The sequence below is a fragment of the Ruegeria sp. BHSA162 genome, assembly GCF_059613385.1.
Window position 1 is genome coordinate 1 of sequence record NZ_JBXWSK010000098.1, and the last position, 11,762, is coordinate 11,762.

Annotated in this window: 11 protein-coding genes; 8 read left to right on the forward strand and 3 right to left on the reverse strand. The window is 65.8% G+C overall.

The genetic code is table 11. The features are described 5' to 3' along the window. On the forward strand, window positions 1-1,005 hold a 1,005-nt coding region (locus tag AC2FM5_RS17740; protein ID WP_496737167.1), incomplete at its 5' end, for a mandelate racemase/muconate lactonizing enzyme family protein. Window positions 1,006-1,015: 10 nt separating this feature from the next. Then, window positions 1,016-2,314: an aspartate aminotransferase family protein gene (locus AC2FM5_RS17745; protein WP_496737169.1), complete on the forward strand. Its 1,299-nt coding sequence runs from the start codon at window positions 1,016-1,018 to the stop codon at window positions 2,312-2,314. Here AC2FM5_RS17745 and AC2FM5_RS17750 read toward each other — a convergent pair. The 3 genes from AC2FM5_RS17750 to AC2FM5_RS17760 form a co-directional block, all read right to left on the reverse strand. Continuing rightward, window positions 2,311-2,529 carry a hypothetical protein gene (locus AC2FM5_RS17750; protein ID WP_093964526.1) on the reverse strand — a complete coding sequence of 73 codons (219 nt, stop codon included), beginning with the start codon at window positions 2,527-2,529 and terminating at the stop codon, window positions 2,311-2,313. The genes AC2FM5_RS17745 and AC2FM5_RS17750 overlap by 4 nt on opposite strands. Window positions 2,530-2,652: 123 nt before the next feature. Beyond that, on the reverse strand, window positions 2,653-3,048 hold the full coding sequence (locus AC2FM5_RS17755) for a carboxymuconolactone decarboxylase family protein (protein ID WP_170357026.1): 396 nt from the start codon (window positions 3,046-3,048) through the stop codon (window positions 2,653-2,655). 2 nt (window positions 3,049-3,050) lie between these two features. Then, window positions 3,051-3,869: a cyclase family protein gene (locus AC2FM5_RS17760; protein WP_170365241.1), complete on the reverse strand. Its 819-nt coding sequence runs from the start codon at window positions 3,867-3,869 to the stop codon at window positions 3,051-3,053. 251 nt (window positions 3,870-4,120) lie between these two features. Here AC2FM5_RS17760 and AC2FM5_RS17765 point away from each other — a divergent pair, with 251 nt between their 5' ends. The 6 genes from AC2FM5_RS17765 (at window position 4,121) to AC2FM5_RS17790 (ending at window position 11,744) form a co-directional block, all read left to right on the forward strand. Next, on the forward strand, window positions 4,121-6,217 hold the full coding sequence (locus AC2FM5_RS17765) for a 3-hydroxyacyl-CoA dehydrogenase NAD-binding domain-containing protein (protein ID WP_496737173.1): 2,097 nt from the start codon (window positions 4,121-4,123) through the stop codon (window positions 6,215-6,217). Then, window positions 6,217-7,392: an acetyl-CoA C-acyltransferase gene (locus tag AC2FM5_RS17770; protein ID WP_496737176.1), complete on the forward strand. Its 1,176-nt coding sequence runs from the start codon at window positions 6,217-6,219 to the stop codon at window positions 7,390-7,392. The genes AC2FM5_RS17765 and AC2FM5_RS17770 overlap by 1 nt, the downstream gene beginning before the upstream one ends. A gap of 102 nt (window positions 7,393-7,494) precedes the next feature. Further along, window positions 7,495-8,685: an acyl-CoA dehydrogenase family protein gene (locus AC2FM5_RS17775; protein ID WP_496737178.1), complete on the forward strand. Its 1,191-nt coding sequence runs from the start codon at window positions 7,495-7,497 to the stop codon at window positions 8,683-8,685. Between the two features lies 1 nt (window position 8,686). Beyond that, window positions 8,687-9,814: an acyl-CoA dehydrogenase family protein gene (locus AC2FM5_RS17780; RefSeq protein WP_496737180.1), complete on the forward strand. Its 1,128-nt coding sequence runs from the start codon at window positions 8,687-8,689 to the stop codon at window positions 9,812-9,814. After that, window positions 9,795-10,214: a PaaI family thioesterase gene (locus AC2FM5_RS17785; RefSeq protein ID WP_496737182.1), complete on the forward strand. Its 420-nt coding sequence runs from the start codon at window positions 9,795-9,797 to the stop codon at window positions 10,212-10,214. The genes AC2FM5_RS17780 and AC2FM5_RS17785 overlap by 20 nt, the downstream gene beginning before the upstream one ends. Before the next feature lie 39 nt (window positions 10,215-10,253). Further along, complete coding sequence (locus AC2FM5_RS17790) at window positions 10,254-11,744, forward strand: class I adenylate-forming enzyme family protein (protein ID WP_496737185.1); 1,491 nt, start codon at window positions 10,254-10,256, stop codon at window positions 11,742-11,744. Window positions 11,745-11,762 lie beyond the last annotated feature (18 nt).

The window sequence follows — 11,762 nt, forward strand, 5'->3', positions numbered from 1 at the left end:
GTTCTGGCGCTGGACACCGATGACGATCTGACCGGCTGGGGCGAGGTCTGCCCGATTCCGCATTACCTGCCCGCCTATGCGCGCGGCGTGGCCCCGGCGGTTCAGGACATGGCCCCGGTTCTGCTGGGCGCCGACCCGATCGGACCCGAGGCGTTGATGGCACGGCTGGACCGGCACCTGCCGGGGCATGTCTATGCCAAATCGGCGATCGACATCGCGCTGTGGGATCTGACGGGGCAGGTGGCAGGGCTGCCACTGCACGCGCTGCTGGGTGGTCGGCGGGCGCGAACGATGCCGCTCTATCACTCGATAACCTGCATCGCCCCGGCCGAGATGGCCCGCATCGCCCGCGAGGCGCAGGCGCAATGCATCACCCAGTTCCAGGTCAAGCTGGGCGCGGATGCCGATTGGCAGGCTGATGTCGAGCGCCTGCGTCTGGTGCGCGAGGCGGTGGGAGACGGGCCGCTGGTCTATGGCGATTGGAACTGCGGCGCTACGTCTCTGGATGCCAGCCGGGTGGGGCGGGCGGTCGCGGATCTGGATGTGATGCTGGAACAACCCTGTGCCACGATCGAGGATTGCGCCCGCGTGCGCGCCGCCACCGGCCTGCCAATGAAGCTGGACGAGGGCGCACACGACACCGCCAGCCTGATGGCTGCGCATGCGCTGGGCTGCATGGATGCGGTCGCGGTGAAGCTGTCGAAATTCGGTGGGCTGTCGGCTGCGCGCCGTGCGCGTGATTTGTGCCTGCATCTGGGGGCGAAGATGTGCGTCGAAGACACCTGGGGATCTGACATCACCACCGCCGCCCTGTTGCATCTGGGCGCAGCAACTGAACCGGCGCGCCTGATGAACGTGTGCGACCTGTCGGGCTATGTCGCGCCGCGGCTGGCGCCGGATGGCCCGACCCGCAAGGGCGGCCGGATCGCGCCGCCCGACGGGATCGGCCTGGGCATCGCGCCAGACCGCGAATTCCTGGGCGCGCCGGACGTGATACTGGATTAGGGAGGCGACCATGCCGCGACATCTCAGCCAATCCGATTGGGGTCAACGCGCCCGCGCGGTGCTGCCCGGCGGTGGCTTTGGCAATTTCGACCCGTCGGTCTTCATCCGCGAGGGCCGGGGCAGCCGCGTCTGGGACGAAGACGGGATGGAATATGTCGACCTGCTGATCGGCTCGGGGCCGATGCTGCTGGGCCACGGCCACCCCGAGTTGTTGGAGGCCGTCGCCGAACAGTTGCCCAATGGCATGACGTTCTTCGCCAACAACGCGCGCGCAGTCGAACTGGCCGAGGAAATCTGCGCCGCCGTGCCCTGCGCCGATCAGATCCGCTATGTCTCGTCCGGCGGTGAGGCTGACATGTACGCGATCCGGCTGGCCCGCGCCTTTACCGGCCGCGACAAGATCGTGAAGTTCGAAGGCGGTTATCACGGCATGAGCGCCGAGGCGCAGATGAGCCTGGCCCCGTCACGGATGGTGAATTTCCCGCAGGCGGTTCCCGACAGCGCGGGCATACCGGCCAGCGTTCAGGCCGAAATGCTGATCGCGCCGTTCAACGACCCGGACTACATCCGCTCGCTGCTGGCCGAGCACGGCAACCAGGTCGCGGGCATCATCGTCGAGCCCTTGCAACGCATCATCCCGCCCGAACCCGGCTTCTTGCAGCTTCTGCGGGACGAGGCCGACAAGTACGGCATCGTGCTGATCTTCGACGAGGTGGTGACCGGGTTTCGTTTCGCCTATGGCGGCGCGCAGGAGCTGTATGGCGTGACCCCGGACATCGCCACGCTGGGCAAGATCATCGGCGGCGGTTTTCCGCTCGCCGCAATCGCCGGGCGGGCCGAGATCATGGCCTATTTTGACAAATCCGCCGTTGGGGCGGAGAAATGGCTGATGCAGTTGGGGACTCTGTCGGGCAATCCGGTGGCCGCGGTGGCCGGGCTCAAGACGATGGAGGTGCTGCACCGTCCCGGTCAGTACGACCGGCTGCGCGCCAATGGTCAGCGTCTGATGGACATGGCCTCGGCCGCGCTGAACAAGCAGGGGGTCGCCCATCGCGTCGTCGGCGATCCGACCCTGTTCGAAATCGTGTTCACGGAAGGAAAGGTGCGGGATTATCGCGATGTGGTCTGCGCGGACACGGCCAGAGCAACCCTGTTCAATACGGTTCTGATGCAGAACGGGATGTTCAAGTCGCCGGGCAAGACCTATCCGTCCCTGGCGCTGACCGAGGCGGACTTTGACCTGTGCGAAGCCACCTATACCAAGGCCGCGCAGGCCGTGGCCGAAATGCAGGGCGCGGGCGTGTCTTAGTAGACGCCCGCCATCACCAGGCGAACGATGTCTTCGCGCTTGAGGCCACGCGCAGCCAGTTCTTCGTCGGTCAACTCGCTGAGTTGCTTGATCTTGATGACCTTGGCATTTGCTTCGCCCATGCGGATCAAAGCATCATAGATGCCGCTGAACACATCGGCGACGGCCGAGAACAGGTTCAGGATTGCCGGGCGGTGCGTGCTTGTCTGTGCCATGAGCGGAGCCTCTCTGGTCTGTATGTGACCAAAGAGATTTAGACCTGATGCTGCAGTGCAGCTAGACACTTGAGGGAATAGCCGCTGTGCATCTGGTGCAAGTCTGGCCCGACAGGCGCCGCCTCAGACCTTGAACTGGTCGTCCACCGGCACCTGCAAAGCGGTGGCCAGGGCGTTGGTCTGGCTGGCCATCGCGATCACCGCCAGCAGTTCGGCCTGCATCTGATCGGTCATGCCCTTGGAGCGGGCCGCGGCCGAATGGGAGTGCACGCAGTATTCGCAATTGTTGGCGACCGAAACCGCCACATACAGCATCTCTTTCACAAGCGGGTCCAGCGCGCCGGGGGCCATGACGGTCTTCAGCCGCTCCCACGTCGTTTTCAGCAGTGCCGGGTCATGGGCCAGAGCGCGCCAGAAATTGTTGACGTAATCGGTGTTGCGGGTGGCGCGGATGTCATCGAAGACGGCCAGCGCCTCGGCGCTGACCTCTTCGTCCGTCAACAGGCGAACCGTTGCCATGCTCAGACCATCGCAAAGATGCGCGCCGGGCCGCCCGACCCGCCACGATGGGCCGGCGCGCCGACCACCAGCGTCGCTCCGCTGGCGGGCACCTTGTCGAGATTGGCCAGGTTCTCGATGCCGTAACGGTTGGTGGGCAGCCACGCGTAGTGCGTCACGAAATCGGCCGATGGCCCGTGGTCCAGCGACAGCGTGTCGACGGCCAGAGCAACCGCGCCGGTTCCTTCGATCAGCATCTGCGCCGCTTCGACGTGGAAGCCGGGGAAATGCATCATGCCGTCCCCGTCGACGTTGCGGAATTCGGGCGTGGCGGTCTTGGCGGCCCATCCCGAATGCATGGCGACGCAGGCGCCATCGGGGATGTCGCCATTCGCCGCGATCCACGCCTTCAGATCGTCGGGGGTCACCTGCGCATCCGGGTCCTCGGCCGCGCGGGCGGCAATGTCCACCACGCACAGAGGGCAAACGAGGTTCGACACCGGGATTTCGTCCACCGACTGCCCATCCGCCGAGAAATGCAGCGGGGCATCGACATGCGTGCCGGTGTGTTCGTTGACGGCCAGGTTGAACAGGTTGAAGCCATGTTCCTTGAAATTGAAGGCCTGTGTCGCCTCGATCCCCGGCTGGCCGAAATAGGTGGGGAAATCGGCATCGTAGACATGGGTCATGTCCAGCACCTCGCCATGGCCGGCCGCAAGCGCTGGTGGGGCAGCCACCGTCCCAAGCGCCGTGCCTGCCGCCATCGCTGCGCCAGCCTTGAAAAAGGATCGACGCGACAGCATCCGGTCTTTCACCGCGTTCATTACGCAAACGTCACACATTTCAAAACTCCCTGTTCTGCAATCTGTTTTCGTTCCGGGCCGAATTCATTGGCCGGGTGGGCAAAGCCTAGCACGGTTTTCCGCGATCCGGTTCACAAGTTGTTTGGGGCCTGCTCGCCGGCAACAAATGCGGCCCGGCGGCGCAGTCGGGTATAAGGGGTTGAACCCGCGCGCGGACGGGTTCAATCTGTTGCGGAATATTGTTCCGCAATGCGGAACAAGCTGGGGTTGGCAAGAGGAGACCAAGTCTGATGTCCGAGGCGGTGGAATACGAACGGATTGGCGATATCGCGGTGCTGGCGGCGAACAACCCGCCGGTCAATGCGCTTGGCGTGGATGTGCGCCGGGGCCTGCTGGCCGGAATCGAACGGGCCGAGGCCGAGCGCGCAAAGGCGGTGCTGATCTACGGTAAGGGCCGGACCTATTTCGCGGGGGCCGATATCCGCGAGTTCGGCAAACCCCCGCAAGAGCCCTGGCTGCCGGGCCTGTGCGACCGGATCGAGGCCTCGCCCCTGCTGGTGGTTTCGGCGCTGCACGGCACAGCGCTTGGCGGCGGGCTCGAGGTTGCGCTGTCCAGCCACTACCGCATCGCGGTTCCCTCGGCCAAGGTCGGCCTGCCCGAGGTTAATCTGGGCATCCTGCCCGGTGCCGGGGGCACCCAGCGTCTGCCGCGCGTGGCCGGGGTCGAGGCCGCACTGGACATGATCACAACCGGTCGCCATGTCCGCGCCGACGAGGCGCTGAAGCTGGGCGTGATCGACAAGGTGCAGGATGGCGACCCGCGCGAGATCGGGCTGGCCTATGCGCAGGAGCTGCTTGACTCGGGTGCGCCCCGCCGCGCGGTCGGAGAGATGCCTGCGCCGGACCCCGTCGATTTCGATGCGGTCTACGAGGCCGTTCTGAAGAAGGGCCGCGGCCAGTTGTCCCCCGCCGTTGCCGTGCGTGCCGTGCAAACCGCCTGCGAGGCGCCCAGCTTTGCCGAGGGCATGGCGCGCGAGCGGGAACTGTTCATGCAGTTGATGGAATCGGATCAGCGCAAGGGCCTGATCCACGCCTTCTTTGCCGAACGCGCCGTGGGCAAACTGCCCGAACTGAAGGGTGTCGAGCCGCGTCCGGTGCATCAGATCGGGGTCATCGGCGGCGGCACGATGGGCGCGGGGATCGCCACCGCCGCCTTGTTGGCGGGTCTGCCCGTGACTTTGCTGGAGATGACGCAGGAGGCCGCCCATGCGGCCAAGGAACGGATCGCCGGAAACCTGGCAGGGGCCCTGAAGCGCGGCAAGATCAGCCAGCAGCAGCATGACGCGATCCTGTCGGACCAATTGCAGCTTGCCACTGGGTATGACGCGCTGAGCGCCGTCGATCTGGTGATCGAGGCCGTGTTCGAGGATATGGACGTCAAGAAGCAGGTCTTTTCTCAGCTGGACGCGGTCTGCAAGCCCGGGGCGGTTCTGGCGACCAACACCTCGTATCTGGACGTCAACGAGATCGCCGCCACCACCACGCGGCCGCAGGACGTGATCGGGCTGCATTTCTTCTCGCCCGCGCATGTGATGAAGCTGCTGGAGATCGTGGTGGCCGACCAGACCGCGCCCGAGGTGGTCGCCACCGGCTTTGCGCTGGGGCATCCGCTGAAAAAGGTCTCGGTGCGCGCAGGGGTGTGCGACGGGTTCATCGGCAACCGGATCCTCAGCACCCATCGCACCTGCGCCGATCACATGGTTCTGGACGGGGCAAGCCCGTTCCAGATCGACAAGGCGCTGACCGATTTCGGCTTTGCCATGGGGCCGTTCGCGGTGTCCGATCTGGCCGGTCTGGATATCGGCTGGGCGGTGCGTAAACGCAAACGCGCCGAGGGGCAGGACCCGCGCGCCCGCGACAGCAGCTATGCCGACAAACTGTGCGAGGCCGGGCATTTCGGGCAGAAGACCGGCAAGGGCTTCTATGTCTATGAAAAAGGCAAGCGCGGCGGCACGCCGAACCCCGAGGTTCTGGACCTGATCGCGGCCGACCGCGCGGCGCAGGGCATCACCCCGCGCACATTCACGGATGACGAGATCGTGCGGCGATATATGGTCGCGATGGTCAACGAGGCCGCCAAGGTGGTGGGCGAGGGCATCGCCCGCCGCCCCTTGGACGTGGATGTGGTGCTGCTCTATGGCTATGGGTTCCCGCGCTATCGCGGCGGGCCGCTGAAATGGGCGGATCTGCAGGGCCTGCCGGGTATTCTGGACGACATCCGCGCCTGGTCGGCCGAAGATGACTATTTCTGGCAGCCCGCGCCGCTGCTGGAAAAACTGGTGGCCGAGGGCCGCAGCTTTGACGATCTGAACACGGACGCCGAGTGATGAAACAAGCCGTAATCGTATCCGCCGCGCGCACCGGGCTGGCCAAGTCGTTCCGGGGCTCGTTCAACATGACCCACGGCGCCACGATGGGCGGCCACGCGGTTCAGGCCGCGGTCGCGCGCTCGGGGTTGGATGGGGCCGAGATCGAGGATTGCATCATCGGTTGCGGTTTCCCCGAAGGCGAGACCGGCGGCAACATCGCCCGCCAGATCGCCATCCGGGCCGGGCTGCCGGTCAGCGTTTCGGGGATGACCGTGAACCGGTTCTGCTCGTCGGGGCTGCAGACCGTGGCGCTTGCGGCGCAGGCCATCACCGAGGGCGGCGCGGGCCCCATCGTGGCCGGCGGGGTCGAGAGCATCTCGCTGGTCCAGCCGAAGACCCGCCCCGTGCCCGAGGCGTGGATTCAGGAGCACAAGCCGGCGATCTACATGACGATGATCGAGACCGCCGACATCGTGGCCGAGCGCTATGGCATCAGCCGAGAAGAACAGGACGCCTACGGCCTGCGGTCGCAGCAGCGTATCGCGGCGGCTCAGGCGGCGGGCAAGTTCGACGACGAGATCGTGCCGATGCAGACCACCATGGCGGTCAAGGACAAAGAGACGGGCGAGGTCTCGCACCGACAGGTCACCGTGGACCGGGATGAATGCAACCGGCCGAACACGACCCTGGAAGGGCTGGCCTCACTCGAGCCGGTGCGCGGCCCCGGAAACTACATCACTGCCGGCAATGCCAGCCAGCTGTCGGACGGCGCGGCCGCGGTGGTCGTGATGGACAGCGCCGAGGCCGAGCGGCGGGGGCTGGAGCCCATGGGCGCGTTCAAGGGGTTCTGCGTGGCGGGTTGCGAGCCCGACGAGATGGGCATCGGCCCGGTCTTTGCGGTGCCGCGCCTGCTGGAACGGCATGGTCTGAGCGTCGAGGACATCGACCTGTGGGAGCTGAACGAGGCCTTCGCCTCGCAAGCGCTTTACTGCCGCAACCGTCTGGGGATCGATGACGAGAAATGCAACGTGAACGGCGGCTCGATCGCCATCGGGCATCCATTCGGCATGACCGGCGCGCGTATGGTCGGCCATCTGCTGCGCGAAGGGCGGCGGCGCGGGGCCAAGCTGGGTGTCGTGACCATGTGCATCGGCGGCGGCATGGGCGCGGCTGGTCTGTTCGAGATCTATTGAAGCAAGGGGCGCCGGGCCAGCCCATCGAGGGCCGGCCCGGCGCTGCCCGGCCCGTAGGGCCGAGCAGGCAAGGTTCCGATCGCATCGAGGAGGAGGGCGGCTGTGGACTTGAATTATACGGACGAGGAGAAGGCTTTTCGCGACGAGGTTCGAGCCTTTCTGGCCGAAAAGCTGCCCAAGGAGATCTCGGACAAGATCCGGGCTGGCCGGAACATCGGCAAGGAAGGGTATGAGTGGTGGCACGCCACGCTGAACGAGCGCGGCTGGTTGAATTTCAACTGGCCGAAGGAGTTTGGCGGCGCCGAGTGGAATGCGGTTCAGCGCCATATCTTCGAGGAGGAATGCGCCGCCGCCTTTGCGCCGCGCATCGTGCCGTTTGGCCTGTCGATGCTGGGCCCGGTGCTGCAGAAATTCGGCTCGAAGGAACAGCAGGAGTATTTCCTGCCGCGCATCCTGAATGGTGAACACTGGTGGTGCCAGGGCTATTCCGAGCCGGGTGCCGGGTCGGACCTGGCCTCGCTGAAGACCCGCGCGGTGCGGGACGGCGACCACTATGTCGTCAATGGCCAGAAGACCTGGACCACGCTGGCGCAATACGCCAACTGGATCTTCTGCCTGGTGCGCACCGACCCCGAGGCCAAGGCGCAGGAGGGGATCTCGTTCCTGCTGATCGACATGAACACGGCGGGGATCGAGGTGCGCCCCATCGTCTTGCTGGACGGAACGCCCGAGGTCAACGAAGTGTTCTTTGACGATGTGCGCGTCCCGGTCGAAAACTTGGTGGGCGAAGAGAACAAGGGCTGGACCTATGCCAAGTATCTGCTGACGCATGAACGCACCAACATCGCCGGTGTCGGCTTCAGCCAGGCGGGGCTGGACATGGTCAAGCGGATTGCCCGGATCGAAACCGCGAATGGCCGCCCCCTGATCGAGAACCCGCATTTCGCCGCCCGGCTGGCACGGGTCGAGATCGACCTGATGGCCATGGCCACCACCAACATGCGCATCATCAGCAAGGCTGCGGCCGGACAGGCACCGGGGGTCGAAAGCTCGATGCTGAAGGTCAAGGGTACGATCATCCGGCAGGAGATCAACGACCTGGCCCGCCGCGCGGTGGGGCCTTATGCGATGCCTTTCGCCTCCGAGGCGGTGGCAGGCGACAACGACCCGATCGGGCCGGACTATGCCACGCCGGTCGCCGCGCAGTATTTCAACAACCGGAAACTGTCGATCTTCGGCGGGTCGAACGAGATTCAGCGCGGGATCATCGCCAAGGTCAAGATGGGGGGCTGAGATGGATTTCAACCTGACCGAAGAACGGCAGATGCTGCAGGACACGCTGCGGCGCTATCTGGCCGACCGATATACGACTCCGGTGCGCAACGACATTCTGGACAGCACGGCGGGGTTCAGCGCCGACATCTGGCGCGAACTGGCCGATCTGGGCGTTCTGGGCGCGCTGTTCGGCGAAGCGGATGGCGGGTTCGGCGGGGCGGGCTTTGACATCGCCACCGTGTTCGAGGAACTGGGCCGCGCTGGCGTGGTCGAGCCCGTTCTGGACAGCTGCATTCTGGGCGGTCGGCTGATCGCGCAGGTGGGCAGCCCCGATCAGCGGGCCCTGCTGGATCAGGTGATCTCGGGCGCGTTGCATCTGGCGCTGGCGCATGGTGAGCCTGCCAGCCGGTATGACCTGAGCCGGGTCGAAACCACCGTGCGGACCGACGGCACGGACCTGATCCTGAACGGGCGCAAGGCCGTGGTCGTGAATGCCGAGGCCGCCGGGCAGTTGATCGTTTCCGCGCGCGAAACGGGCGGGCCGTTCGATCTGGACGGCATTTCGCTGTTTCTGGTGCCTGCTGGCACACCGGGTCTGGGCTTGCGCGGGTATCCGATGCTGGCCGGGGGCCGCGCGGCCGAGGTCACTCTGGACGATGTGCGCCTGCCGGAAACCGCGCGTCTGGGCGCGGCGGGGCAGGGGTTCGAGCCGCTGATGAACGTTGTGGCCGCAGCCAATGTCGCGCTGGTCGCCGAGGTTCTGGGCGCGATGGAAATCGCGGTGGACCTGACACGGCAATATCTGATGACGCGCAAGCAGTTCGGCCGCCCGATCGGGACCTTTCAGGCCCTGCAGCACCGGTTCGCGGATATGCTGATCGAGCTGGAGCAGGCGCGCTCGGCGGTGATCAACGCGGCCGGTCACCTTGAAGCGCCCGACCGCGACCGGCAGATCGCCGCGGCCCGCAACCTGGTGTCGCGGGTGGGCCGGCTGGTGGCCGAGGAAACGATCCAGATGCATGGCGGCATCGCCATGACGCGGGAATATGAGCTTGCGCATATTGCCAAGCGGATCGTCATGTCGGATCACAGGTTCGGCGACGCGGATTATCATTTGGAGCGGTTCATTGCACTCGGCGCGGCCTGAAGACGACCCAAAGGTCCGCCGGTCGGGCTGCCAGAACGCGATCGGGTTCGAGGTGGATCTGTCCGACCTCGACGGCCGGGCGCGGTGCCATTTGACCATCCGGGCGGATCACCTGAACAGCCAGGGCATCCTGCATGGGGGCATCATCGCCATGCTGCTGGACGTGGCTTGCGGCAACACCGCCTCGGCCTGGTTCGACCGGGACGAACATCCGCTGGTTCTGACCCTGTCGCTGAACACAAGCTATGTGGCGGCAGTGCGCCAGGGGCGCGTGACGGCCACGGGTCGCGCAACGGGTGGCGGGCGCACGGTGGCCTATGTGACCGGAGAGTTGCACACCGACGACGGAACCCTGATCGCGACGGGGGCGGGGGTGTTCAAGCGCACCACGAAACGCTGAGCGAAAAACCGGTTCCGGCGCAGGGGAGGGCGAAGGGACATGAACAAATGGCACGACTATCCGGATGCCCAGATCCGGACCCGACCGCAGGCCCGCGCCTTTGCCGACGGGTTCGGCGCCAATTGGAGCTTTGCCGACCTCGACCGCGCGATTTCCGAGCTGTCAGGCATCCTGCTGGCCTCGGGGGTGCGCCCGTGCGATCGGGTCATGCTGGTGCTCGAGAATTGCTGTACGGCAGTGGCCGCGCTGTTTGCCTGTTCCCGGATCGGCGCTTGCGTGGTGCCGGTGAACGCCCGTCAGACCGCGGCTGAGTTGGCACGCATCGTGGATCACATCACCCCGGCGGTGATCCTGTTCACGTCCGAGGAGTCGCCGGAGGCGTGCGACCATGCGAGAATGGCCGGGGCCCAGCCTGTTTCCGGGGGCTTCGGGCAGATGCACCTGGCCGCGCCGAACCCGAGCGCGCCCGACCCCGATCTGGCGGATGTCGCGGCGATGTTGTTCACCACCGGCACGACCGGAACGCCCAAGGGTGTGATGCTGACCCACGAAAACCTGCGGTTCGGCGGGCTGACCTCGGCGAATTTCCGGGGGCTGACGCAGGATGACGTGGTCTATGGCGTGCTACCGATTTCGCACATCTTCGGGCTGGCCTCGATCGTCACCGGGTCGGCGCTGGCCGGGGCCTTCGTCCAGCTGGATGCCCGGTTCGCGGCGGACCGCGCCTTTGCCGCGTTGAACGCGGGTGTCACGGTGTTTTCGGGTGTGCCGCAGATGCATGCGCTGCTGATGCAATATGCTAAGGAACAGGGGTTGGAGCGGCTGCCGTCGGACGCCCTGCGCTACACCTCGTCCGGGGCTGCCCCGCTGGATCCGGCGTGGAAACGCAAGGCCGAGGCGTTCTATGGCGTCGCACTGCAGAATGGCTATGGCATGACCGAAAGCACGGCGGGGATCTGCGCCTCGCACAACCGGATCGGGGATCCGGATATCTCGGTCGGCCCGCCCTTGCCGGGGGTCGAGCTGCACATTGACGAAAGCATACCCGGCGGCGGAGATGGCGTGGGCGAGATCCTGACGCGCGGCCCGCATGTGATGAAGGGGTACTATCGCAACGGCGAGGAAACGGGCCGGGTTCTGGTCCGGGGATGGTTGCGCACGGGTGACCTCGGCCGCCTCGACGCGCAGGGCAATCTGCACGTCGTCGGCCGCGCCAAGGAACTGATCATTCACGGCGGCTTCAACGTCTATCCGCCCGAAGTCGAGACCGCGCTGAACGACCATCCGCAGGTGATCCAGTCTGCGGTGATCGGGCATCGGGTGGGCGGCGACGAACAGGTGCTGGCCTTTGTCCAGGTGGCAGAAACCGACGCTGTGTCAGAGGCAGAGTTGGCGGAGTTCGTGGCGGGACGTCTTGCGGGCTACAAACGGCCCAGCCGGATCGTGCTGGCTACGTCCTTGCCGGCCGCGCCCACGGGCAAGATCCTAAAACACAAGCTGCTGACACATTTCGCGGATCAACTGGCCTAGGGGAAGGGCCGACAAAAC

What these genes read in the sequence shown, in the direction of transcription:
- AC2FM5_RS17745 (WP_496737169.1), top strand. Translation starts at nt 1,016, where the DNA reads ATGCCGCGACATCTCAGCCAATCCGATTGGGGTCAACGCGCCCGCGCG.
- AC2FM5_RS17750 (WP_093964526.1), bottom strand. Translation starts at nt 2,529, where the DNA reads ATGGCACAGACAAGCACGCACCGCCCGGCAATCCTGAACCTGTTCTCG.
- AC2FM5_RS17755 (WP_170357026.1), bottom strand. Translation starts at nt 3,048, where the DNA reads ATGGCAACGGTTCGCCTGTTGACGGACGAAGAGGTCAGCGCCGAGGCG.
- AC2FM5_RS17760 (WP_170365241.1), bottom strand. Translation starts at nt 3,869, where the DNA reads ATGTGTGACGTTTGCGTAATGAACGCGGTGAAAGACCGGATGCTGTCG.
- AC2FM5_RS17765 (WP_496737173.1), top strand. Translation starts at nt 4,121, where the DNA reads ATGTCCGAGGCGGTGGAATACGAACGGATTGGCGATATCGCGGTGCTG.
- AC2FM5_RS17770 (WP_496737176.1), top strand. Translation starts at nt 6,217, where the DNA reads ATGAAACAAGCCGTAATCGTATCCGCCGCGCGCACCGGGCTGGCCAAG.
- AC2FM5_RS17780 (WP_496737180.1), top strand. Translation starts at nt 8,687, where the DNA reads ATGGATTTCAACCTGACCGAAGAACGGCAGATGCTGCAGGACACGCTG.
- AC2FM5_RS17790 (WP_496737185.1), top strand. Translation starts at nt 10,254, where the DNA reads ATGAACAAATGGCACGACTATCCGGATGCCCAGATCCGGACCCGACCG.